Source organism: Streptomyces sp. NPDC052016, from assembly GCF_044548445.1.
GTDB lineage: Bacteria > Actinomycetota > Actinomycetes > Streptomycetales > Streptomycetaceae > Streptomyces.
In genome coordinates, this window is record NZ_JBIUBX010000003.1 from 1 (window position 1) to 22,036 (window position 22,036).

Here is a 22,036-nt window from a genome sequence, read left to right on the forward strand (position 1 = left end):
AAGCGAACAAGCCCCACGGGGCTTCCCATGTTCTCTAGGCCCACCGTCAAGCATCACCTGGGACCAGAACGTCAGGCATCAGCTGGGATCCGACACCTCGCTGATCGTCTGGTTCGGTTCGTGCCTACTCATGTGAGTAGCTTCTGGCTACGCTTGTGTCGGACGACATAACTGGACGGCAGGGAGCGTGCTCACCGGATGGGGCCAAAGTCAGAGCGGGTCTACCGCACGATCCGTGAATGGATCTCGACGGGGAAGTACCTGCCTGGTTCCAAGATCCCGTCCGAGCGGACGTTGTCCGAGGAGCTGGGCATTGGCCGTACGGCGTTGCGCCAGGTGCTCGCGAAGCTCATCGCCGAGGGAGCCATCGAGGTGCACGGCCGTAGCTCCTACCGCGTGCCCGATCGCTCCGTGACGACCGAAGCGCCGGCCGATCTGGAGCCCTGGCAGATCCACGGCGAGCGCACCTTGTACGACAATCGCTGGGTCAAGCTCAGTCTGGTCGACGTCGAGCCGCCTGGGGTCGAGCGCTTCGAGCATCACGTGGTGAAGCTGCACCATGTGGCGATCGCCGCCGTCATCGACGACCAGGACCGCGTCCTGATGATGTGGCGCTACCGCTTCGTTCCGAACTCCTTCGGCTGGGAGCTCCCGGGCGGCATCGTCGACGAGGGTGAGGACCCTCGACAGACGGCGCTGCGTGAGGTCGAGGAAGAGACTGGTTGGCGGCCTGACGCACTTGAGCACGTGGTCACCTACCAGCCCATGGTCGGCATGGTCGACTCGCCCCACGAGATCTTTGTGGGGCAGGGGGCAAAGCTCGTCGGCGAGCCTACGGACCTCGAAGAAGCCGGACACATCGCCTGGGTACCGCTCTCGGACATCCCGGGGCTCATGGCGCGCGGTGACCTCATGGGTTCGGGAACGCTAGTCGCCCTGCTGCATGTTCTGTCATCGCGCGGTGCCGGCGCTTCGCCTACAACCGCTGCATGAGTTGCTCGACCCTCCGCCGCTGACGAACTGACCCCGTGCGGTTCGCTATCAAGCGGGCCTGGCGGAGGTGCTCGTGCGCCTGGTCGTACTCGCCGCGGGCGATGTGTGCCTGGGCGAGATCGCAACGCAGCCCAGCGGATGCCCGTATGAACGTGGGGTCGGCGTTGTCGAGCGCTGTGTACAGGCTGCTCACCGCCTCATCGTCACCGATCAGGGCTAGCGCGTTGCCGCGCCACCTGGCGAGATGTCCTTCGTTCAGGAAGATGCTCAGCATGTCCGGGTCGCGGGCCTCTCCGCCTGCAGGCAGGGATTGCATGGCGCTCTCCAATGCACGCTGACAGTCGTCGGGCAGGCCCGCCCTGGCACAGATCTCAGCCTCGGCCGCGTACAGCCAGGCAATGAGGCGTGGGGACATGGACTTACCGCCGAGTCGCTGCGCATCGCGTATCAGTTGCACTGCCATCGGTGCGCGTCCCGCGTCGCAGAGCACGTAGGCCTGTTCGGCCGTGGCATGCGCCAAGTACATAGGCTCTTCGGCTTCTTGGGCTGCTCGTTTGCCCAGCTCGTAGTGACGCCATGCACGGTCAACGGCACCGACGTCGAGCGCCTGCCAGGCGGCCAGCGTCGCCGCGCCGGCCAATGCTCGAGCAACCGGGCGCCGTGTTTCTGGAAGTACGGCGAAGGTGAGAGCGTCCTCAAGAGTCGCCAGGTGGGCCGTCATCTGGTCGACGAGACTCGCGGCACCCATCTGGCGGTCCATGGTCCTGAGTAGCTCCGTCTGGTCCATGAAGGTGTTGACCATGGTCAGGCTGATGCTTCGAGCCGCGTCTATCCGCCCCAGGAGATCGTCGTATCCGTCTGTCATCGGCGACGGCACCAATGGCTCGGTCCTGTCGCCAAGTTAGTCGTCGGTAACGCCGAGCAGAGCTCGCAGTATCTTCGCGTAGCGCGACGAGATGGTGCGCCGTCCGTTCTCCCACTCCGAGACGTACACGCGCAGGCTGGCTGTTGATGCGACATCCAGCATGTGCTGTCGCGCATGACGTTCGATCTCCCGGACCAGCCGCTCTTGCGACCACTCCCGTGCGCTCCTTGCTGCCTTGAGTCCGTTCCTCACGTCACGCCGCCTGTCGGGGTTACAGAGACCTCATTGCAGCATGCCTCACATCTGAGTAGGTCGGCAGGGGTTAACGCGTCATGTGTTAACCCCTGTTGGCTACCGGGGCGTTGGCAGAAACGGTTCCCTAAAGCCATCGCAGCAAGGCGAGTTGAGACGCCGACGCGGCGACAGTGCTTGACATCTGGTGCGCGCACCAGATGCAACCTACTGGTGCGCACCAGCAGGAAGTGCAACCCCTGCGGCTTCGCTGCGGGTTACAGCCAACGTACGAGAGCGGCGACCCACCGCCAAGCAAGTACGCCGCTCCCGCCCCTCTTCAAGGGAGTTCCATCATGCGTCAGATTCCCGTCGACACCTCCGCCGCGACCGTGATGGTCGCCAAGACGCCGCAGCCGAAGGTCAAGGACCGCCGCACGGGCGAGATCGCCACCGACGTCGAGACCGGCGCGAAGCTGATGACCGTTGACGTGATGTTCGCGGCGAACGACGAGGTCGAGATCCTGTCCATCACCGTCCCGGAGCCGGGCATCACCGGTGAGCTGACCATGGGCACGCCGGTCGCCCTCACGGGCCTGATCGCCCGGCCGTGGGAGAACGACTTCAACGGACAGAAGCGGCACGGCATCGCCTTCCGCGCCGTCGCCGTCACCTCCCTCGCGGCCGCTGCCGCGAACTCGAAGGCGGCCTGATCGTGACCGCCTTCACGGTCGCGCTGGTGCTGGTCGTCGCCGCTGCGGGTCTCCTGCGGTGGCGGCGCCCCGCCTGGTACTGGATGACCTTCGGCGTCACCCTCGCGAGCCTGCGGGTGCTAGTCCGCTACGCCTCCGTCATGGACGCCTGCGGGCTGACCGTCCCGCCCTCGCGCTGGCGCCTGGCCCTGGCCCGGATGACGAACCGGCCGGTGCCGGAGTCGCGTCCGCCGCGCATCCTGCGCTTCCGTCCGACCCGGACCGGCCTGGTCCTGCGGCTGGGCCTGCGCCCCGGACAGGACGCCTTCGACATCGCCGCCGCCTCCGACCGGCTGCGGCACTCGTTCTCGATGTACGGGGTCACCTCGCGTGAGGTGCGCTCCGGGGTCGTGGAAGTGCGGATGACCGGCTACGACGTCCTCAAGCGGGTGCAGATGCCCGCCAAGGTCGACACCCGCCCGATGCTCGTGCCCGTCGCTCTGCGGGAGGACGGATCGGTGCACTACCGCGACTACCGGGCCGTCCCGCACGCCCTCACCCTCGGCGCCACGGAGTCCGGCAAGTCCGTCTACCAGCGCAACCTCGTCGCCGGGCTCGCCCCGATGGACGTGGCCCTGGTCGGCATCGACTGCAAGCAGGGGGTGGAGCTGTTCCCGCTGGCCCGCCGCTTCTCCGCGCTGGCCGACGACCCCGACACCGCGGCCGAGCTGCTCGACGCGCTCGTGTCCCGCATGGAAGGGGTCTACCAGCTCATCCGTGCCGAGCAGCGCATCGCCGCTGATGTGCCGGATGCGGAGATAGCCGCCGACATCTGGGACCTGCCCGACCACCTGCGGCCGGTGCCGGTCGTGGTCCTGGTCGACGAGGTCGCCGAACTCGCCCTGTTCGCCAGCAAGGAGGAGGAGAAGCGGCGCGACCGGATCATCACCGCGCTGGTCCGTCTCGCCCAGCTCGGCCGCGCGGCCGGCATCTACCTGGAGATCTGCGGGCAGCGCTTCGGCTCCGAACTCGGCAAGGGCATCACCATGCTCCGCGCCCAGCTCACCGGCCGCACCGCCCACCGCGTCAACGACGAGACGAGCGCCAACATGGCCTTCGGCGACATCTCCCCGGACGCTGTCCTGGCCGCCATCCAGATCCCCGCCGAACTGCGCGGCCTCGCCGTCGCCGGGGACTCCACCGGCGGCTGGCACCGCATCCGCGCCCCGCACACTTCCCTGCGCCAGGCCGTCAACGTCTGCAACCGGCACGCTGACCGCACCCCGGACCTGCCCGAACTGGCCCCCTTCCGGCCCGAGCTGACCAGCTCGTCTGAGGCCCCGGTGCGGCTGTCCAAGGCTCCCGTCACGGCCTGACCTTCCCCGCCTCCTCGGTCGGCGCGACCGCCTTCGCGCCAGCTCCCTACCCCTGCCATGCCTGATGAAGGGAGGACCCGCGCCATGTGTCCCGACTGCGAGGACTTCGCCCGCACCGTCCTGCTGCTGGGCCAGCTCGCCCTCTACGCCGACACGACCGGCGCTGACCTCGACTTCGTCGATGCCGTCAGCCCGTCCCTGGCCGCCTCGCTCCCCGAACCGCCGACAGGGGAGGAGTCCTGATGGCCGCCCGTCACGGCCTGCGCGTCGACGCCGTCCTGGTCCAGGCCGTCATCGCCGGAGCCCTCTCCTTCGCCCACCTGCACGACCTGGCCGCCGCTGCCGGACAGGACGGCTGGAAGGCCTGGGCCTACCCGATCTCGGTCGACCTGCTCCTGGTCGCCGCCTGGCGACGCCTGCGCTCCGAGGGTCCCTCCCGGCTGGCCTGGTGCTGGTTCCTCATCGCCCTGTTCGCCTCGCTCGGCGCCAACGTCGCCACCGCCGGATTCCTCGACCTGGCCGACCCGCCCGCCCTGCTCCGCCTGGGCGTCGCCGGATGGCCCGCCCTCGCCTTCCTCGGCGGCACCCTCCTCGCCCACTCCGCCGACCACCGCACACCGACTCCGCCAGCACCCGAACCGACCCCGGAACCCGACCTCGCCGACGGCCGCGAACCAACCCCCGAGCCCGTTCCAGACCCGGAGCCCGCCCCAGCCCTGGTAGAGGAACCGCCGGCCCTTCCGGACGCCCGCGGTCCCCGCCGTCCTCATCGACCACGCCCGCAAGGTCGCCGCCGAGTACCGCGACCGCACCGGCGCCCCGATCGACACCGACACCCTCCGCACCCGCCTCGGCGTCCCGCCCCACCTCGCCGACGCCATCGCCGCCCAACTCGCCTGAACCGAAAGGCAGGACGCCCCATGACCTCCGACACCGCCGACCTGACCGCCGCCGACTACCTCGACGGCGCCCGCAAGATGACCGCCGCCAACCGGCCCTACCTCGCCCACCTGCTCGCCGAGGAAGCCGCCCGCCGCACCACCGACCCGGCCACCGCCGCCGGCATCCGCGCCAGCTTCCCCGACCCCACCACCACCCGGAAGGAAAGCGACTGACATGCCCGCCCGCGACAACTTCCACTCCGTGATGCGCATCGGCCCCGTGCAGATCGGCACCCACCGCAACCGCACCGGCCAGACCAAGCACGCCGCCGTCTGCACCGCCGACCGCTGCGGCTGGTCCGCCGACTACACCAGCCAGAGCGCCGCCCAGCTCGCCGCCCGCACCCACCGCTGCCGCGTCCGCTAGGAGACCACCACCCATGGACGTCCCGCTCTGGTTCGCCCTCGCCGTCGTCGGCTACCTCGGCTGCAAGCTCTTCCGCCCGCCCCTCTGGCTGGTCCTGGTGCTGCTCCTCGGCGGCTACCTCATCGCCGACAGCATGCTCGCCCCCGTCATCGACACCGCCGTCAAGTAAGCACCCGAGAAGGGGAGATCCGCCATGTTCCGCCCCAAGATCCCGGTCATGCCGCAGCCCACCGGCCTCATCACCCCGCCCGCCCGGGTCGTTGAGCCGACCGTCGTCATCCAGCAGCAGCCCACCCCCGTTCCCTCGCCGGTCGCCCCGGTTGCGGCTCCGGTGTCTTCACGGCCCACAGTGCAGCTCACCCCGGGGTCCGTGCTCGCCCTGATAGGCGGTGGCACCGCCGTGGTCCTGGTCGTCGGCACCGTCCTGGTCTCCATGCTCCTCGCGGTCGCCGTCACCGCCGCCTCGGTCGCCGTCTGCGCCCTGGTTATCCGCTCGCTCATGTCCTCCCAGCACGGTCGCTGAACGGTCTCCGGGGCGACGCACAAGCCGCCAAGCACGCCGCCACCTCTGGGACCGCGCTCCACCAGCCAATCGCCATCGCCAAGGAGAACGTCATGGACCTGACCGCAGCCGCGAGCATCGTGCCGTTACTCGGCTGGGCCCTGCACGGCGGCATCCTCACCCGCCGTCTCGCCTCCGCCCGCCGCGACCCGCTCACCGGCCTGCACACCCGCGCCGGATGGACCGCCCGCGCCGAACACCTCATCCGCCGGCACCCGAACGCGGCCGTGCTCCTGGTCGACCTCGACCACTTCAAGAACCTGAACGACACCCACGGCCACGCCGCCGGGGACGCCGCCCTCGTCGCCACCGCCGACCGGCTGCGCACCTGGTGCGGGCACAACGGCACCGCTGGCCGCCTGGGTGGAGACGAATTCGTCGCCGTCGTCCAGGACCTGGCCGCCGCCGACCTCGACGCGCTCACGGCCGTACTGCACCGGCCGCTGCCCTACCACGGAACGTTCCTCCCGATGGCCGCCTCGGTCGGCGTCTGCCCCGTCGCGGATCTCGCGGTGCCCGTCCTGACGGACGCACTCGCCGCTGCCGACGCGGCCATGTACGCGGCCAAGGGCCGCACCCGCCGGGGCTCCCGCACCACTCGCTGAGAGGCCGCCGGGTGGCGCACAAGCCGCCAAGCACGCCGCCACCCGGGGCCGTTCCTTCCAACCGCAATCGAAAGGAACCACCATCATGGCCCACCACAGCTCGCCCCCGCCGAGGATCTGCCCGGCCTGCGACGGCTTCGCCTCCGTCGCCGTCACGCTCGGCGGCCGCGACCACCGTGGCCACCTGCGCACCATCACCGCGCACTGCCCGGCCTGCAACGGCCTCGGCGTCACCCGCACCCGCCCCGACCGGGAGGGTGCCCGTGCCTGAGCAGCTGCTCGACCCGACCACCCTCGGCGACCTGCTGAGGGTGGCTTCGGCCTCTGACTACCACCGCTGGCACGAGCAGATCCGCCGCACCGGCGGCTGCGCCGACCCCATCCACCTGACCGGCTGGGTCCTGCACAAGGACAAGATGACCGGCGAGACCCTGCACCACTACTCCACCGAGGGCGAACCCGGCGGACGCCTCCGCCTCGCTTGCGGCAACCGCCGGGCCTCCCGCTGCCCGTCCTGCGCCTGGACCTACGCGGGCGACACCTACCACCTCATCCGCGCCGGCCTCGCCGGGGACGACCGCCGCGACATCCCCGCCACCGTCCGCGACCATCCCCGCGTCTTCGCCACCCTCACCGCCCCCTCGTTCGGACGCGTCCACAACCGGCCCGACCGGGGCGTCTGCCGCTGCGGCACCCGCCACGCCGCCGACGATCCCGTCCTCGGTACGGCCCTCGACCCGGAGACGTACGACTACGCGGGCGCGGTGCTGTTCAACAACCACGCCGGGCAGCTCTGGCAGCGCTTCACCAACCGGCTCCGCCGGGAAGTCGCCGCCCGCGCCGGCCTCTCGCAACGGGAGCTGAAGGAGCGCGCCCGCCTGTCGTACGGCAAGGTCGCGGAGTTCCAGAAGCGCGGCGCGCTGCACTTCCATGCCGTGATCCGGATCGACGGACCGGACGGTCCTGGCACCCCGCCGCCGGCCTGGGCCACGGTCGACCTCCTCAGCGACGCGATCCGGGCCGCCGCCGAGCACTCCTACACCTCGGTCTCTGTCCCGGCCGCCGCCGACCAACCGGCCCGGACCTTCCGCTGGGGCCGACAGCTCGACGTCCGCCCGGTCAAGGCCTTCGTTGACGGCTCCGACATCACGGAACAGGCTGTCGCCTCCTACGTCGCGAAGTACGCCACCAAGGCCGCCGAGAACACCGGCACCCTTGACCGCAGCATCGGTGAGCTGTCCGAACTCGACCGCCACGGCGTCCCCGACCACACCCGCCGTCTGATCGAGGCGTGCAAGCGGCTCGACCCGCTGTATCCGGACCGGCGCCTGTGGGCCTGGGCGCACATGCTCGGCTTCCGCGGTCACTTCTCCTCGAAGTCCCGCCGCTACTCCACCACCCTCGGCGCTCTCCGCCAGGCCCGCGCCGACTACCGCGCCGCGCAGGAACACGCCGCCCTCGGCCTCGACGACCAGGAGCCGGACACCGTCCTGGTCCTCGCCGACTGGCAGTACGCCGGCCACGGCCACACACCCGGCGAATCCGTCCTGGCCGCCACCATCGCCCGCGACCTCCAGCTCAACCGCGAAACCGCACGCGAAGCCCTGCAAGACCTGGCCCTGGAAGGAGCCGCAGCATGACCGTCCGTACGCTTCCCGAGCGGTACCTGACGCCGGTCGACCTCGCGGACTTGCTAGGAGTGCCCGTCGAGACCGTGTACCAATGGCGTCGGAAGTGCACCGGCCCCCGCGGCTTCCGAGTCGGCCGGCACCTGCGCTACGACCCCGACGACGTGCGTGCCTGGGTCGGCTCCCTCATGGAAGGGGCCGCGTAGTGGCTGGGCACATCCAAGACCGCTGGTACAAGACCGAGGCGACGCCCGACGGAAAGACCGTCAAGGTCAAGACGGACCGTCACGGCACCGGCATGCGTTACCGCGCTCGCTACATCGGTCCCGACGGGACGGAGAAGTCCAGGAGCTTCCCGGACGGAAAGAAGCGGCTCGCCGACCAGTGGCTCGTGGGTATCGAGGCAGACATGTCGCGTGGCCAGTACGTCGACCCCGAGGCCGGGAAGGTCACCTTCCAGCAGTACGCCACCGAGTGGCTGGCCGGGCAGACCACCGACCCGACGACTCGTGAGAACACGGAGCGTCGCCTTCGGCTCCATGCCTTCCCGTACCTCGGAAGCCGTCCGCTCTCCTCGCTGCAGCCGTCCGACATCCGAGCTTGGATACGCAAGCTGGAGGACGCAGGAAGCGCCGGATCGTCCCGTCGCGTGATCTTCGGGAACGTGTCGGCGGTGCTCGCTGCCGCTGTCGATGACGGCCGCCTCGCGCGCAACCCCTGCGGGGCGCGCTCAGTTCGGCGCCCGAAGCCCGCCCCTGGTCGTGTCGCTCCGTGGTCTGCCGACCGTGTGTTCTCCGTACGGCGGGGACTGCCTGACCGGTTCCGGGCCATGGTCGACGTCGGAGCCGGATGCGGACTTCGGCAAGGGGAGATCTTCGGGCTGGCCGTCGACGAGGTGGACCCTCTGTCAGGCGTTCTGCACGTCACCCAACAGGTCAAGATCGTGGATCGGAAGCTGGTCTTCGCCCCGCCGAAGAACGGCAAGCTCCGTGACGTGCCGCTGCCGGACTCGGTCGCCTTCGCGCTCGCCGAGCACATGACGGCCTTCCCGCCGGCCGAAGTCACGCTTCCCTGGATGCGCCCCGACGGTGAGCCGGTGACCAGGCTCCTGTACTTCACAGCCGCTGAGGGTGGGGCGGTCTGGCGCAACGCCTTCAACGCGCACGCATGGAAGCCTGCCCTCGCCGCGGCGGGAGTGATCCCCAAGCCCGGGCCGGGGGAGCGGTACAAGGAAGCCCGCGAAGACGGCATGCACGCGCTACGGCACTTCTACGCTTCGGTGCTCCTCGACTCCGGAGAGAGCATCAAAGCCCTGAGCGCCTACCTCGGTCACGCCGACGCCGGGTTCACGCTGCGCACCTACACCCACCTCATGCCGAGCAGCGAGACCCGTACACGGAAGGCCGTCGACGAGATGTACCGCACGGCCAACAAGCCCCCGACGGCCCCCTGACGGCCCACGCGTTCGGCACCCGCCCCTGATCACCGGGAAACCGCTGGTCAGGGGCATTCTCGTCTTGTCCGTGGACTACTTTAACTAGAACTGGTATCAGTTCCTGAAACACCGTCAGAATCATCGCGGACGAAGGCAGTGGCCATGGCCGAGCTCGTGGAACACGGACAGCTGTTCATCGGCGGGGAACTGACCGACCCCCTGGGCAAGGACGTGATCGAGGTGATCTCCCCCCATACGGAGGAGGTCATCGGACGGGTCCCGCACGCCTCGACGGCCGACGTGGACCGTGCGGTCGCGGTCGCCCGGCAGGCCTTCGACGAAGGGCCCTGGCCCCGGCTGTCCCTCGACGAGCGGATCGCCGTGGTCGCCCGCATCAAGGACGGGATCGCCGCCCGCCACGAGGAGATCGCCCGGGTGATCTCCTCCGAGAACGGCTCCCCGTACTCCTGGAGCGTCCTCGCGCAGGCGCTCGGCGCGATGATGGTGTGGGACGCGGCGATCACGGTCGCCCGGAACTTCCCCCACGAGGAGCGGCGCGACGGTGTCCTGGGGAAGATCCTCGTGCGACGTGAGCCGGTGGGCGTGGTCGCGGCCGTCGTCCCCTGGAACGTCCCACAGTTCGTGGCCGCCGCCAAGCTCGCCCCCGCGCTGCTCACCGGCTGCACGGTGGTGCTCAAGCCGTCACCCGAATCCCCTCTGGACGCCTACCTGCTGGCCGAGATCGCACGGGAGGCCGGGCTGCCGGAGGGCGTGCTGTCGATCCTCCCGGCCGACCGCGAGGTCAGCGAGTACCTGGTCGGGCACCCCGGCATCGACAAGGTCTCCTTCACCGGTTCGGTGGTCGCCGGGAAGCGCGTCATGGAGGTCGCCGCCCGCCATCTCACCCGCGTCACGCTGGAGTTGGGCGGAAAGTCGGCGGCCGTGGTCCTGCCGGACGCGGACGTCGAGGCGGCGGTGGCCGGGATCGTCCCGGCGGCCTGGATGAACAACGGGCAGGCCTGCGTCGCCCAGACCCGCATCCTGCTGCCCCGCTCCCGCTACGACGAGTTCGCGGACGCCTTCGCTGCGGCGGCGGGCGCACTGGTCGTCGGCGACCCGCTGGACCCCGCGACCCAGGTCGGTCCGCTGGTGGCCAGGCGCCAGCAGCAGCGCAACCTGGACTACATCCGCATCGGCCAGGAGGAGGGCGCGAAGATCCTCACCGGCGGCGGCCGGCCGCCCGGCCTGGACCGCGGCTGGTACGTCGAGCCGACCCTCTTCGGCGACGTGGACAACTCCATGCGGATCGCCCGCGAGGAGATCTTCGGCCCCGTGATCTGCCTCCTGCCCTACGGCGACGAGTCCGAAGCCCTGAAGATCGCGAACGACTCCGACTACGGCCTGAGCGGCAGCGTGTGGACGGCGGACGTCGAGCACGGCATCGAGGTCGCCCGCCAGGTCCGCACCGGCACCTACTCGGTCAACACCTTCAGCCTCGACATGCTCGGCCCCTTCGGCGGCTACAAGAACTCCGGTCTGGGCCGGGAGTTCGGCCCCGAGGGCTACGGCGAGTACCTCGAGCACAAGATGATCCACCTGCCGGCCGGCTGGGAGGGGTGACGGCCGCCGTGGGGGACCGCTGGCACGTCGAGGTCGACCGCGCCCTGTGCATCGGCTCGGCCCAATGCCTCCACCACGCCCCCGACGGCTTCCGCCTGGACACGGCCCGCCAGTCCCGTCCGGTGGACCCGGACGCGGACGCGAACGAGCGCGTGCTGGAGGCGGCGGAGAGCTGTCCGGTGGAGGCGATCACGATCACGCTGGTGGACAGCGGGGAGGCGGTGTTCCCGCCGGAGGACTAGGTTCCCGCGACGGGGAGTCGGGCGCAGCTCATACGACGAACATGCCGCTGTCCGGAGCTGCCGCTACTCCGGTCCAGGGAGAAACGACCGCGGCATCCTCCGTTCGGATCAAGGTGAGTTAAGGACGCGTACAGGACGCGCCGACTTCCGGGGAGGGCATGCGGACGGCAGTTCCGCCGCCCGTTGCCCCACCCCGGAAAGGAAGCGTCCACGCGAACAGCGGTGGGTCCGGTGGTGGCTCGGGCAGCGGGTCCGGCGGTGTCCAGGAAAACCGCGGGTCCTGGAACTGACGGCCCCGACCGCCCGTCCCGCACGGCGCCCTGAGGCCCCGGCGGTCAAGGGGACTGTGGCCCGTGCGGTGGGCACCCCAAGCCACCGCACGGGGCCACAGAGCACAAGGAGCACGATGGAAGACCCCAGGGGAGCGACGGGAAGCACGGTCCCTCTCTCCCGCAGTGAGACCCGGACCCACGCGTCCGCATCGGCATCCGCCACCGTCCCCCGGCCGGCGGGGGCCACCCGGGGCCGTCCCCCCGCCGTCGCGTCGCCGCCCGACCCCCTGCGCCCGTGGTCCTTCTGGTCGTTGGCGGGACTGGCGGTGACCGCCGTCGTCCTGGTGGGCGCCCTGCTCCTCCACCTGACCATGATGTTCCTGCATCTCGCTCCGACGAACGCCGTCTCCCTGGAACAGAAGGAGCGGATCACGGGGTACGTCCAGCCGGAGTTCGATCAGGACTGGAAGCTGTTCGCGCCGAACCCGCTCCAGCGCAACGAATCCGTCGGTGTCCGCCTCCGGACCTCCTCGCCCCACGTGAACGACCGCACCTCGAAGTGGATCAACCTGACCGCGCGGGACCTTGCGCAGATCCAGGGGAACCCGCTCCCCAGCCACGTGCACCAGAACATGCTCCGGCGCGCCTGGGACACCTACGTGCGGTCGCACACCGAGGGCGACCGGCCCGACGGACCGCGGGGCGAGGTGGCCGCCGCCTACCTGAAGCGGGTGGTCCTGCAACGCCTGGGACGACGGTGGCGGGGCGAGCCCATCACGGCAGTACAGGTGGCGGGCCGGTACACGGAAGTGCCGCCTCCGGCATGGAGCAAGGAGAAGGCGCCGGACACCACCACCTACCGCGTCCTGCCGTGGTGGCGCGTGACGGACCAGGACTACCGGGGGCTGTGACATGGGCACCGTACTCTCGACGACCTCCGACCGGCCCGAGGCCGCCGTTCCGGCAGCGCCCCGTGAGGGTCGGCGGAGCCGGCCGCAGCGGATCGCGGAATTCCTGTGCACGGCGCAGGCGCCGTACCAGGCCGCCCTGTTCCGCATCGGACTCTCGGCCGTCCTCCTCGCCTTCCTGCTGCGGGAGTGGCCACACCGCCGGGTGCTCTACGGGGACCGCAGTCCTCTCTCGCACGAGCTGGCGCTCGCCCTGGGAGCCGAGGAGAGGACCTTCACCCTCCTCCACTGGTCGGGCGAGAGAGTGTGGTTCGAGACCGTCTACCTCGTCACGGTGCTGGCGGCTCTTGCCGTGCTCCTGGGCTGGCGTACCCGGACGGCGACAGTGGTCCAGATGATCGGGGTTCTCTCGCTCGGGCACCGGAACACCCTGGTGGGCGACGGTGGCGACGACATCGTCCGGATCATGGTGATCTATCTGGTGTTCACGCGCTGTGCCGAGGTGTGGGCGCTGGACGCGCGCCGGGCCCGCGGCCGAGGCTCCACGGCGCCGCACGGCCCCGGCAGCGACCGCACCGGCGCGGTCCTCTGGTGGGTCACCGGGCTCTTCCTCCTGGTGGGCTTCGGCCTTCCCACCGAGGTGGGCTGGCCCCTCGTGCTGTTCGTGCTCTGGGGCGCGCACGCGCTCCGGTACGCGGTGCGCGGCAAGGGCCCCGGCCATGAGGGAGCCCGGTTCCTCGACGCCTGCACCGCCATGCTGCACAACTGCGCCCTGCTGATGATCGCGGTACAGGTGTGCCTGGTGTACGCGACCGCCGGCTGGTACAAGATCCAGGGCTCGCGGTGGCAGGAGGGCAGTGCCCTCTACTACGCCCTGCACCTGGACTACTTCACCCCGTGGCCCGCGCTCTCCCACGCCGTGGCCGGCAGTACGGTGCTCGTGCTCGTGCTGACGTACGGCACCGTGATCGTGCAGGTTTCCTTCCCTTTCACCCTGGCCAACCGAAGGGTCAAGAACGTGCTGATCGCGGTGGTGATCGGCGGGCACCTGGCCATCGTCGCCCTGCTCGGGATGCCCCTGCTCTCACTGGCCATGGTGGTCTGCGACGCGCTGTTCCTGCCCACCGCGTTCCTGCTCGCGCTGGGCAGGTGGTGCGGCCGGCCGGCCCGCCGGGCGGGTGTCGCCGTGAGGGCTCCGGCCTCCGCCTGACACGTGCCGCATGTCGCGACAAAAAATCATTGTTCGGGGGGTTCCATCCTGAGGAGGGCGTTTTATTCTGGTATTGGCCTACGGGACGAGTGAGGGAGCCCAACCGGAGTAGCCGACTCTGGCGAGACGCTTCGGCATCCGCTGGGGCCGACATCGACGGTCGGGCTGAGAGGCCGGAAGGCAGTAGTAGGGCCGGAAGGCGACCCCCAGTACCTGATCCGGGTAATACCGGCGAAGGGAACCCGTCTCGTAGGTCCTTTTCGTGCGCGCACCACGCGAGCTGCGCGCACCGCGCGCTGCTTTTTCCCGTCCCAGGGCAGAGGGGGGCCTACGCTTCTGCGGTTGCCGGGACGTCGAGCGGGGTGGGAGAAGCGAGCCCGAGCCCGAGCAGGTGATCAAGCAGGCGTACGAGGCCTGGGACGCGGAGGAGTGGCTGCGCGCCGCCGATCTCTTCCGGCCCAGGCCGGCTCCGGCTCAGACCGGCTCCGGCTCAGACCGGCTCCGGGCGACCGCGCCTTCCGGCCGAGCCGGGCGACCACCCTTTCCGGCCCAGCCGGTCAACCCCCGGCCGCTCCGGGCGACCCGTAGGTGACGGGCCACCCCGGGAGTGCCGGGCCCGCGACCCCGGCCCGTATCGGTCGACCCCGGCCCGTGCCGGTCGGCCCGGCCCGTGCCTGTCGACCTGCGCGTGACGGACGACTCCGGGCGTGACGGTCGACCCCGGGCGAGCCGTGCGACCCCAGCCCGTGTCCGCCGACCCGCCCCGTGCCGGACGACCCCTCTGGGCCGGTCGACCCCAGGCGCACCGGTCGCCCCCCGCCCGTGCCGGTCACCCCCGGCGAGCCAGTCGACCCCGCCGATCAGTCGACCCCGGCCGTTCCGGTCGACCCCGGACGAGCCGGTCGACCTCGGACGAGCCGGTCGCCCCCGGCCTGCCGGTCGACCTCGGCGTTCCGGTCGACCGCGGCCGAGTCAGGCGACCTCATGCCTGCCGACCCGCCCGACCCCGAACGGGCAGGGCCGGCCGCGCAGCCCCGACCCCGGCCCCCACCCCGGATGCGACGCCCTACTCGCCCGGCCCACCGCCCGGGGTCGTCACGTCGATCAGTCGGCACACCGTCTCGATGTCGATCCGCACCTGGGCGATGGAGGCGCGGCCCGAGAGCCAGGTGATCAGGGCCGAGTGCCAGGTGTGCTCGATGACGCGGACCGCGGAGAGCTGCTGCGGAGTGGGGTCGGCGAGCCCCATCGCGTCGAGGATGATCGCCGTCGTCTGACGGGAGACCTGGTCGACCTCGGGGCTGACGCTGCGGTCGGCGAAGGTGAGGGCGCGGACCATCGCGTCGGCGAGGTGGGGCTCGCGCTGGAGGGCGCGGAAGGCCCGCATCAGGGTCTCCGCCACGCGCTCGGCCGGGGTCTCGCCCGCCGGGGGCTTCTTCCTCAGGGTGCCGTGCATGTGCTCCAGCTGGTCCTGCATGGTGGCGACCAGCAGGTGCACCTTGGACGGGAAGTAGCGGTAGAGGGTGCCGAGGGCGACCTGGGAGGACTCGGCGACCTCCCGCATCTGGACCGCGTCGAAACCGCCCCGGCTGGCCAGCTGGGCGCTCGCGTGCAGGATGCGGCGCCGACGGGCCTCCTGCCGCTCGGTGAGGGGCGGGGAGGCAGGGCGCTGGGTGCTGGCTTCCGCAGGCATGGGTCCCGTTCCGTGACAGTCGGTGAGGGCTTGCGATCAGACCGCAGAACAGGGCGGCCGGTCGTGGCGTGAATCACCTGATCCACTGCTCCCAGCGTCCTTACCTGCCGGTAGATTCAGAGCCTCCCGAACGATCAAGTCTGAAACTTGTTCTAGATTAGCGTCCCGTCGTAATCTCGCGGGACAGTGCAGGCAGAAGGGGGCCCGGAGTGACCGCTGAGGCCAGTCAGGCGGGGCCTGGTCAGGCCCTCGCCGCGGACGGCGGGCGACCGCTCGACATCGCGCTCCTCACCTACAAGGGAAACCCGTTCTGCGGCGGTCAGGGCGTCTACGTCCGCCACCTCTCGCGCGAGCTGGCCCGCCTCGGCCACCGCGTCGAGGTGATCGGTTCCCAGCCGTACCCGGTCCTCGACGTCCTCGGCGGCGGCCTCGACGACCGCCTCTCCCTCACCGAGCTGCCGAGCCTCGACCTCTACCGTCAGCCGGACCCCTTCCGCACCCCGAAGCGCGACGAGTACCGCGACTGGATCGACGCGCTGGAGGTCGCGACGATGTGGACCGGCGGCTTTCCCGAGCCGCTGACCTTCTCGCTCCGCGCCCGCCGCCATCTGCGCGCCCGGCGCGGCGAGTTCGACGTCGTGCACGACAACCAGACCCTCGGCTACGGGCTGCTGGGCGACGTCGGGGCCCCGCTGGTCACCACCATCCACCACCCCATCACCGTCGACCGGCAGTTGGAGCTGGACGCCGCCGAGGGCTGGCAGCGGCGCTACTCGGTCCGCCGCTGGTACGCGTTCACCCGCATGCAGAAGCGCGTCGCGCGCCGCCTGCCGTCCGTGCTCACCGTCTCCGGCACCTCCCGCGGGGAGATCGTCGACCACCTCGGCGTCCGCGAGGACCGCATCCACGTCGTCCACATCGGCGCCGACACCGACCTCTTCTCGCCCGATCCGTCGGTGCCCGTCATACCCGGCCGGATCGTGACGACGTCCAGCGCGGACGTGCCGCTCAAGGGCCTGGTCTTCCTCGTCGAGGCGCTGGCCAAGGTCCGTACCGAGCACCCCGGCGCGCACCTCGTCGTCGTCGGCAAGCAGCCCCAGGAGGGGCCCGTCGCCCAGGCCGTCGAGCGCTACGGCCTCGAAGGCGCCGTCGAGTTCGTCAAGGGCATCTCCGACGCCGAACTGGTCGACCTGGTGCGCTCGGCCGAGGTGGCCTGCGTGCCGTCGCTGTACGAGGGCTTCTCCCTCCCCGCCGCCGAGGCCATGGCGACCGGGACTCCGCTCGTCGCCACCACCGGCGGCGCGATCCCCGAGGTCGCCGGGCGCGACGGGGAGACCTGCCTGGCGGTCGCGCCGGGCGACTCCGGAGCACTGGCCGCGGCGCTGGGCCGGTTGCTGGGCGACCCCGCGCTGCGTGCCCGCCTCGGCGCGGCCGGGCGGGAGCGGGTGCTGAAGCGTTTCACCTGGGCGCGGGCCGCCGAGGGGACCGTGGCGCGGTACCGCGAGGCCATCGAGCGGGCGGGGCGCGGGCGCGCACCCCGGTCCGCCGCGGTGGACGCTCCGCGCGGGAGCGCGGCCACACCTCGTAGGACCGCCGCCGAAGCTGTTGACGTTGTATCCGATCGCGAAAGCAGGGCCACGTGCTGACCGTCGACTTCTCCCGGTTCCCGCTCGCCCCGGGCGACCGTGTCCTGGACCTCGGCTGCGGGGCCGGCCGGCACGCCTTCGAGTGTTACCGGCGTGGCGCGCAGGTCGTGGCGCTGGACCAGAACGGCGAGGAGATCCGCGAGGTCGCCAAGTGGTTCGCGGCGATGAAGGAGGCGGGCGAGGCCCCCGAGGGCGCCACCGCGACCGCCATGGAGGGCGACGCGCTCGCGCTGCCCTTTCCCGACGAGTCCTTCGACGTCGTCATCATCTCCGAGGTGATGGAGCACATCCCCGACGACAAGGGCGTCCTCGCCGAGATGGTGCGGGTGCTCAAGCCGGGCGGCCGGATCGCGATCACCGTCCCGCGCTACGGCCCCGAGAAGGTGTGCTGGGCCCTGTCCGACGCCTACCACGAGGTCGAGGGCGGCCACATCCGCATCTACAAGGCCGACGAACTCGTCGCGAAGATCCGCGAGGCCGGGCTGAGGCCGTACGGCAGCCACCACGCCCACGCGCTGCACTCCCCGTACTGGTGGCTGAAGTGCGCCTTCGGCGTCGACAACGACAAGGCCCTGCCGGTACGTGCGTACCACAAGCTCCTGGTCTGGGACATCATGAAGAAGCCGCTGGCCACCCGGGTCGCCGAGCAGGCGCTGAACCCGCTGATCGGCAAGAGCTTCGTGGTGTACGCGACCAAGCCCCACCTCCCGCGGCTCTCCGGGGCCGAGGGCGCGACCGGCACCGGGGCCGGGACCGAGGCGGCCGCCACGTGACGACGCCCCGGACAGAACACCTCGTCCTGCCCGGGGTCCTCACCGCCGAGCAGGCCGCCGCGACCGTCCGCGGCATCCTCGCCGTGCAGCGGGAGGACGGCGCGATCCCGTGGTTCCGGGGACACCACCTCGACCCGTGGGACCACACCGAGGCCGCCATGGCCCTGGACGCGGCGGGCGAGCACGAGGCCGCCGAGCGGGCGTACACCTGGCTCGCCCGGCACCAGAACGAGGACGGCTCCTGGTACGCGGCCTACCAGGACGGGGACTTCGACGACGTCACCGACCGGGGGCGCGAGACCAACTTCGTCGCCTACGTCGCCGTGGGCGTGTGGCACCACTACCTGGCCACCGGCGACGACACCTTCCTGGACCGCATGTGGCCGGTCGTTCATGCGGCGGTCGAGTACGTGCTGCGGCTCCAGCAGCCGGGCGGGCAGATCGGCTGGCGCCGCGACGACGACGGCACCCCGACGGCCGACGCGTTGCTGACCGGCTCGTCGTCGATCCACCAGGCGCTGCGGTGCGCGCTGGCGATCGCCGAGCAGCGGGAGGAGCCGCAGCCGGACTGGGAGCTCGCGGCGGGTGCGCTGCGGCACGCGATACGCCGGCACCCGGAGCGGTTCCTGGACAAGGGCCGCTACTCGATGGACTGGTACTACCCGGTCCTGGGCGGGGCGTTGACCGGGGCGGAGGCCAAGGCCCGGATCGAGGAGGGCTGGGAGCGGTTCGTCGTGCCCGGGACGGGCGTGCGGTGTGTCGTGCCCAACCCGTGGGTGACCGGCGGCGAGTCGGCCGAACTCGCCCTGACGCTCTGGGCGATGGGGGAGTCCGACCGCGCGCTGGAGATCCTGCAGTCGATCCAGCACCTGCGGGACGCGGAGTCCGGGCTGTACTGGACCGGCTACGTCTTCGAGGACGAGGCGGTGTGGCCCCAGGAGCTGACCACGTGGACCGCGGGGTCCTTGCTGCTGGCGGTCGCCGCGCTGGGCGGCCATGAGGCCACGTGCGCGGTGTTCGGCGGGGAGCACCTGCCGGCGGGGCTGGATCCGGACTGCTGCGGCTGAACGCGCTCCGAAGGGGCGCGGGTCCGCACGGGGCCGGCGGCGGCAGCCGCGGCCGGGTGCCTCGACCGGCCACCGACGGCCCGTAGTCGCCGACCGGCCCGTGCCGTTCGAGCTCCCGGCGCGAACGGCTCACCGGCGGAGGCTCAGTGGCGGTGGACCCGGTTCGCTATCGCGTGGCCCACGAACAGGTACACCACCGCCGCCAGGCCGTACCCCGCGACCACCCTCGCCCACGCCTCGTCGAAGGTGAACAGGTCGTGGGACCAGCCCGCCAGCCAGCGGGCCACGTCGTGCACGAACTGCACGAAGTCGTTGCCCCGGTTGGCGTCCAGCAGGTACATGAGGATCCACAGGCCCAGGATGAGGGCCATGACGTCGGCCACGACGGCGATGACCGTCCCGGCCTGACTCGCACCGTTGCGATATCGAGGGGACATACTGTCCGGCTTGCCGCTCGCGCCGGTACGAAACCCTCCGCACGGCCGCCCGCGCCACGCGGTGACCCTTTCCCCTGTGTTGGCGTGGAATTGACGTTTCCAGGGGGCGGTGTTCGAAGGCGTCCACGATGATCCTGCCCCCTTGAGTGGCAGGAGGGCCGTTGTCCGAGGCCGGAAGACCCCCGATCGAGGAACCGAGACTGACCACGCGCCGGGTCGGGCGCCGCCGTGTTCCCCGGCATGTCGCTGTCGCTCTGCCGGTCGCGCTGGCCGGGCTGATCGCCCTGACGGTCTCGGGCAACGCGCTCCGTCCCTTCGAACGGATCGTCACCGTCGAGGCGAGGATGGCGTCGAAGTCGGACTTCTTCCGGGATCCCGAAGTGGAACGGCTGTTGCTCGAACACGGCATACGCGTCGACATCCACCGCCTCGGCTCCCGCGGGATCGCCACCCAGTCCCTGAAGGACATGGACGCCGTCTTCCCGTCCGGGCAGCCCGCCGCCAAGCTCATCCTCGACCGGCAGGACAAGTCCGTCCGCTCGGTCCGCCCCTTCGTCACGCCCCTGGTGCTCGGGACCTTCCGCGACTACGCCGAAACCCTGGTGAAGGCGGGCGTCGCCACCCCGCAGCGACCCCCCGACGGCGGCCCCACGCTCTACTACGACCTCGACATGCCCGCCTTCATGAACCTGCTCGACGGCAGGGCGGGCGACCGGACCACCGCCGACCAGGACGGCGACGGCGAGATCGAGGGCGCCGACACCTGGAACGGCATCGGCTTCGACCAGGCCGGCGGCCACAGCAACAGCGGGCGGGTCCTGGTGCGCACCTCCAGCGTCTGCGAGTCCAACTCCGCCGGCACCTACCTCAGCCTCCTCGCCTTCGTCGCCAACCGGAACAGCACCCCGGGCACCCAGAACGTCGACGACCCCCGGCTCGCCTGGACGGGCCGGGCGGACCGGGCCGTCACCGACGAGCGCGTCACCACCTACCTGCGCGAGAGCACGCCGATGAACGTGATCGGCGTGCTCGTGGACACCATGCGCAAGGAGGACGTCATCGTGGACGCCGACCTCACCACCGGCCGTCTGGTCCTCAACCGCTCGCTCGCCGAGACCCTGCGCGACGGGCCCGACGACGGGCGCGTGCCGCTGAGCGCCGTCATGACCGAGTGGGTCTCCGTCACCGCCCGCTTCACCGCCCGCCGCATCGACAACGGCGACGTGGAGCTGCGTGCCCGCTACGGCACCGGCCTGCCGATCGCCCGCCTGAAGATCACCTGCGCCGAGTCCGAGGGCCGGGGCGAGTTCCGCGACGAGGCCTACTACACGGGGGAGTTCCAGGCCCGCTGCCTGGGCAAGGTCCGCACCTGGGACCGGGAGTCGGGCGAGCTGACCCTGGACCCGGTCGCCATCTTCCGCTGACGCGTCAGGAGTTGAGCTCGGCCAGCACCCGCAGGGTGTGCGGGTCGGGCGCGAGGGCCAGGAGGTCGGTCACCGGCCCCTCGCGCCACGCCTGAAGCCGCTCGGCGATCCTCTCCCGTGGGCCGACCAGGGAGATCTCGTCCGCGAAGGCGTCGGGGACGGCCCGTACGGCCTCCTCGCGGCGTCCGGCGAGGAACAGCTCCTGGATCCGCCGGGCCTGCCTCTCGTAGCCCATGCGGGCCATCAGGTCGGCGTGGAAGTTGCGGCCCGCGTGGCCCATCCCGCCGATGTAGAAGCCGAGCATGGCCTTGACGGGCAGGAGGCCTTCGGCGACGTCGTCGCAGACGCGGACCTGGGCCATGGGGGCCACCAGGAAGCCGGGTGGGAGATCGGCGACCGCCGGGCCGTACACCTCCGGGCGGCCGGGCGCCCAGTACAGGGGCAGCCAGCCGTCCGCGATCCGGACCGTCTGCGCCACGTTCTTCGGCCCCTCGGCGCCCAGCAGGACCGGCAGGTCCGGGCGCAGGGGGTGGGTGATCGGCCTGAGCGCCTTGCCGAGGCCGGTGCCGTCCGGGCCGCGGTAGGGGTGGGGGTGGAAGCGCCCGGCCAGCTCCACCGGTGCCTCGCGGCGCAGCACCTGCCGGACGACGTCCACGTACTCGCGGGTCGCGGTCAGCGGCGACTTCGGGAACGGACGTCCGTACCAGCCCTCGACGACCTGCGGGCCGGACAGGCCCAGCCCGAGCAGCATCCTGCCGCCCGAGAGGTGGTCGAGGGTGAGCGCGTGCATCGCGGTGGTGGTCGGCGAGCGGGCCGCCATCTGGGCCACGGCCGTCCCCAGCCGGATCCTCGACGTGCGGGCCGCGATCCAGGTGAGCGGGGTGAAGGCGTCCGACCCCCAGGACTCGGCCGTCCACACGGAGTCGTAGCCGAGCCGTTCGGCCTCCTGCGCGAGCGGGACGTGGTCCGCGGAGGGACCGCGTCCCCAATAGCCGAGTGCCAGACCGAGCCGCATGCCTGCCTCCTGACGGTGCGTCAGCCGGGAGGTG

General features: G+C 71.1%; 24 protein-coding genes, 2 pseudogenes and 1 riboswitch. Of the genes and pseudogenes, 22 read left to right on the plus strand and 4 right to left on the minus strand.

Features of this window, described 5'->3' with window-relative positions; translation table 11 throughout:
• Positions 1-198: 198 nt before the first annotated feature.
• Complete coding sequence (locus ACIHAR_RS04960; protein ID WP_400017020.1) at positions 199-993, plus strand: NUDIX domain-containing protein; 795 nt, start codon at positions 199-201, stop codon at positions 991-993.
• On the opposite strand, the pseudogene ACIHAR_RS04965 reads toward ACIHAR_RS04960, so the two are convergent.
• A pseudogene (locus ACIHAR_RS04965) lies at positions 977-2,020 on the minus strand (XRE family transcriptional regulator). The gene ACIHAR_RS04960 and the pseudogene ACIHAR_RS04965 overlap by 17 nt on opposite strands.
• A gap of 425 nt (positions 2,021-2,445) precedes the next feature.
• Here ACIHAR_RS04965 and ACIHAR_RS04970 point away from each other — a divergent pair.
• The 17 genes and pseudogenes from ACIHAR_RS04970 to ACIHAR_RS05050 all read left to right on the plus strand — a co-directional run bounded on the left by ACIHAR_RS04970 (position 2,446) and on the right by ACIHAR_RS05050 (position 13,947).
• The gene (locus ACIHAR_RS04970) at positions 2,446-2,802 is read left to right on the plus strand and encodes a hypothetical protein (protein ID WP_400017022.1); all 357 of its coding nucleotides are present in this window, start codon (positions 2,446-2,448) and stop codon (positions 2,800-2,802) included.
• Between the two features lie 2 nt (positions 2,803-2,804).
• The gene (locus tag ACIHAR_RS04975) at positions 2,805-4,157 is read left to right on the plus strand and encodes an FtsK/SpoIIIE domain-containing protein (RefSeq protein ID WP_400017025.1); all 1,353 of its coding nucleotides are present in this window, start codon (positions 2,805-2,807) and stop codon (positions 4,155-4,157) included.
• 84 nt (positions 4,158-4,241) lie between these two features.
• Positions 4,242-4,400, plus strand: a complete 159-nt coding sequence (locus ACIHAR_RS04980; protein ID WP_167396220.1) for a hypothetical protein — start codon at positions 4,242-4,244, stop codon at positions 4,398-4,400.
• Positions 4,400-5,057 (plus strand): annotated as a pseudogene (locus ACIHAR_RS04985) (DUF2637 domain-containing protein). The gene ACIHAR_RS04980 and the pseudogene ACIHAR_RS04985 overlap by 1 nt, the downstream one beginning before the upstream one ends.
• A 20-nt stretch (positions 5,058-5,077) precedes the next feature.
• Positions 5,078-5,272, plus strand: coding sequence for a hypothetical protein (locus tag ACIHAR_RS04990; protein WP_400017027.1), 195 nt, complete (start codon positions 5,078-5,080; stop codon positions 5,270-5,272).
• A gap of 1 nt (position 5,273) precedes the next feature.
• On the plus strand, positions 5,274-5,465 hold the full coding sequence (locus ACIHAR_RS04995; RefSeq protein ID WP_400017029.1) for a mobile element transfer protein: 192 nt from the start codon (positions 5,274-5,276) through the stop codon (positions 5,463-5,465).
• A 13-nt stretch (positions 5,466-5,478) separates the two neighbouring features.
• Positions 5,479-5,634 carry a hypothetical protein gene (locus ACIHAR_RS05000; RefSeq protein ID WP_400017031.1) on the plus strand — a complete coding sequence of 52 codons (156 nt, stop codon included), beginning with the start codon at positions 5,479-5,481 and terminating at the stop codon, positions 5,632-5,634.
• 24 nt (positions 5,635-5,658) lie between these two features.
• Positions 5,659-5,988 carry a SpdD-like protein gene (locus ACIHAR_RS05005; RefSeq protein WP_400017033.1) on the plus strand — a complete coding sequence of 110 codons (330 nt, stop codon included), beginning with the start codon at positions 5,659-5,661 and terminating at the stop codon, positions 5,986-5,988.
• 92 nt (positions 5,989-6,080) lie between these two features.
• Positions 6,081-6,632 carry a GGDEF domain-containing protein gene (locus ACIHAR_RS05010; protein WP_400017035.1) on the plus strand — a complete coding sequence of 184 codons (552 nt, stop codon included), beginning with the start codon at positions 6,081-6,083 and terminating at the stop codon, positions 6,630-6,632.
• An 85-nt stretch (positions 6,633-6,717) separates the two neighbouring features.
• The gene (locus ACIHAR_RS05015; RefSeq protein WP_391003873.1) at positions 6,718-6,903 is read left to right on the plus strand and encodes a hypothetical protein; all 186 of its coding nucleotides are present in this window, start codon (positions 6,718-6,720) and stop codon (positions 6,901-6,903) included.
• Positions 6,896-8,272 (plus strand): replication initiator protein RepSA, encoded by a 1,377-nt coding sequence (gene repSA, locus ACIHAR_RS05020; protein ID WP_400017036.1) that lies wholly within the window; start codon positions 6,896-6,898, stop codon positions 8,270-8,272. The genes ACIHAR_RS05015 and repSA overlap by 8 nt, the downstream gene beginning before the upstream one ends.
• Positions 8,269-8,466, plus strand: coding sequence for a helix-turn-helix transcriptional regulator (locus ACIHAR_RS05025; protein ID WP_400017038.1), 198 nt, complete (start codon positions 8,269-8,271; stop codon positions 8,464-8,466). The genes repSA and ACIHAR_RS05025 overlap by 4 nt, the downstream gene beginning before the upstream one ends.
• Positions 8,466-9,713 carry a tyrosine-type recombinase/integrase gene (locus tag ACIHAR_RS05030; protein ID WP_400017040.1) on the plus strand — a complete coding sequence of 416 codons (1,248 nt, stop codon included), beginning with the start codon at positions 8,466-8,468 and terminating at the stop codon, positions 9,711-9,713. The genes ACIHAR_RS05025 and ACIHAR_RS05030 overlap by 1 nt, the downstream gene beginning before the upstream one ends.
• A 144-nt stretch (positions 9,714-9,857) precedes the next feature.
• Positions 9,858-11,315, plus strand: a complete 1,458-nt coding sequence (locus ACIHAR_RS05035) for an aldehyde dehydrogenase (protein ID WP_400017042.1) — start codon at positions 9,858-9,860, stop codon at positions 11,313-11,315.
• 8 nt (positions 11,316-11,323) lie between these two features.
• On the plus strand, positions 11,324-11,557 hold the full coding sequence (locus tag ACIHAR_RS05040; RefSeq protein ID WP_400017379.1) for a ferredoxin: 234 nt from the start codon (positions 11,324-11,326) through the stop codon (positions 11,555-11,557).
• Positions 11,558-12,155: 598 nt separating this feature from the next.
• Positions 12,156-12,740 (plus strand): DUF5819 family protein, encoded by a 585-nt coding sequence (locus ACIHAR_RS05045; protein ID WP_400017044.1) that lies wholly within the window; start codon positions 12,156-12,158, stop codon positions 12,738-12,740.
• A 1-nt stretch (position 12,741) separates the two neighbouring features.
• On the plus strand, positions 12,742-13,947 hold the full coding sequence (locus ACIHAR_RS05050) for an HTTM domain-containing protein (protein ID WP_400017046.1): 1,206 nt from the start codon (positions 12,742-12,744) through the stop codon (positions 13,945-13,947).
• A gap of 81 nt (positions 13,948-14,028) precedes the next feature.
• Positions 14,029-14,204: riboswitch (TPP riboswitch) on the plus strand.
• An 809-nt stretch (positions 14,205-15,013) separates the two neighbouring features.
• Here the strand turns inward: ACIHAR_RS05050 and ACIHAR_RS05055 are convergent.
• The gene (locus ACIHAR_RS05055) at positions 15,014-15,640 is read right to left on the minus strand and encodes a TetR family transcriptional regulator (protein WP_365454943.1); all 627 of its coding nucleotides are present in this window, start codon (positions 15,638-15,640) and stop codon (positions 15,014-15,016) included.
• Positions 15,641-15,849: 209 nt separating this feature from the next.
• On the opposite strand from ACIHAR_RS05055, the gene ACIHAR_RS05060 reads away from it, so the two are divergent.
• The 3 genes from ACIHAR_RS05060 to ACIHAR_RS05070 are packed head-to-tail and all read left to right on the plus strand — an operon-like array spanning position 15,850 to position 19,126.
• Entirely contained in the window at positions 15,850-17,286 is a 1,437-nt protein-coding gene (locus ACIHAR_RS05060; RefSeq protein ID WP_400017048.1) for a glycosyltransferase family 4 protein, read from the plus strand.
• Positions 17,280-18,059, plus strand: a complete 780-nt coding sequence (locus ACIHAR_RS05065) for a class I SAM-dependent methyltransferase (RefSeq protein ID WP_388750799.1) — start codon at positions 17,280-17,282, stop codon at positions 18,057-18,059. Before ACIHAR_RS05060 ends, ACIHAR_RS05065 begins: the two co-directional genes overlap by 7 nt.
• Entirely contained in the window at positions 18,056-19,126 is a 1,071-nt protein-coding gene (locus ACIHAR_RS05070; RefSeq protein ID WP_365454952.1) for a prenyltransferase/squalene oxidase repeat-containing protein, read from the plus strand. Before ACIHAR_RS05065 ends, ACIHAR_RS05070 begins: the two co-directional genes overlap by 4 nt.
• Positions 19,127-19,269: 143 nt before the next feature.
• On the opposite strand, the gene ACIHAR_RS05075 is transcribed toward ACIHAR_RS05070, so the two are convergent.
• The gene (locus ACIHAR_RS05075) at positions 19,270-19,563 is read right to left on the minus strand and encodes a hypothetical protein (protein WP_365454955.1); all 294 of its coding nucleotides are present in this window, start codon (positions 19,561-19,563) and stop codon (positions 19,270-19,272) included.
• Between the two features lie 161 nt (positions 19,564-19,724).
• On the opposite strand from ACIHAR_RS05075, the gene ACIHAR_RS05080 reads away from it, so the two are divergent.
• Complete coding sequence (locus tag ACIHAR_RS05080; protein ID WP_400017052.1) at positions 19,725-20,987, plus strand: hypothetical protein; 1,263 nt, start codon at positions 19,725-19,727, stop codon at positions 20,985-20,987.
• Positions 20,988-20,991: 4 nt separating this feature from the next.
• On the opposite strand, the gene ACIHAR_RS05085 is transcribed toward ACIHAR_RS05080, so the two are convergent.
• Positions 20,992-22,002, minus strand: coding sequence for an LLM class F420-dependent oxidoreductase (locus ACIHAR_RS05085; protein ID WP_400017054.1), 1,011 nt, complete (start codon positions 22,000-22,002; stop codon positions 20,992-20,994).
• Positions 22,003-22,036: the final 34 nt, after the last annotated feature.

Coding starts and splice junctions, on each gene's coding strand:
- ACIHAR_RS05050 (WP_400017046.1), top strand. CDS start 12,742: ATGGGCACCGTACTCTCGACGACCTCCGACCGGCCCGAGGCCGCCGTT.
- ACIHAR_RS05025 (WP_400017038.1), top strand. CDS start 8,269: ATGACCGTCCGTACGCTTCCCGAGCGGTACCTGACGCCGGTCGACCTC.
- ACIHAR_RS05085 (WP_400017054.1), bottom strand. CDS start 22,002: ATGCGGCTCGGTCTGGCACTCGGCTATTGGGGACGCGGTCCCTCCGCG.
- ACIHAR_RS05015 (WP_391003873.1), top strand. CDS start 6,718: ATGGCCCACCACAGCTCGCCCCCGCCGAGGATCTGCCCGGCCTGCGAC.
- ACIHAR_RS05010 (WP_400017035.1), top strand. CDS start 6,081: ATGGACCTGACCGCAGCCGCGAGCATCGTGCCGTTACTCGGCTGGGCC.
- ACIHAR_RS05005 (WP_400017033.1), top strand. CDS start 5,659: ATGTTCCGCCCCAAGATCCCGGTCATGCCGCAGCCCACCGGCCTCATC.
- ACIHAR_RS04960 (WP_400017020.1), top strand. CDS start 199: ATGGGGCCAAAGTCAGAGCGGGTCTACCGCACGATCCGTGAATGGATC.
- ACIHAR_RS04980 (WP_167396220.1), top strand. CDS start 4,242: ATGTGTCCCGACTGCGAGGACTTCGCCCGCACCGTCCTGCTGCTGGGC.
- ACIHAR_RS04990 (WP_400017027.1), top strand. CDS start 5,078: ATGACCTCCGACACCGCCGACCTGACCGCCGCCGACTACCTCGACGGC.
- ACIHAR_RS04970 (WP_400017022.1), top strand. CDS start 2,446: ATGCGTCAGATTCCCGTCGACACCTCCGCCGCGACCGTGATGGTCGCC.
- ACIHAR_RS05000 (WP_400017031.1), top strand. CDS start 5,479: ATGGACGTCCCGCTCTGGTTCGCCCTCGCCGTCGTCGGCTACCTCGGC.
- ACIHAR_RS05075 (WP_365454955.1), bottom strand. CDS start 19,563: ATGTCCCCTCGATATCGCAACGGTGCGAGTCAGGCCGGGACGGTCATC.
- ACIHAR_RS04995 (WP_400017029.1), top strand. CDS start 5,274: ATGCCCGCCCGCGACAACTTCCACTCCGTGATGCGCATCGGCCCCGTG.
- ACIHAR_RS05055 (WP_365454943.1), bottom strand. CDS start 15,640: ATGCCTGCGGAAGCCAGCACCCAGCGCCCTGCCTCCCCGCCCCTCACC.
- ACIHAR_RS05035 (WP_400017042.1), top strand. CDS start 9,858: ATGGCCGAGCTCGTGGAACACGGACAGCTGTTCATCGGCGGGGAACTG.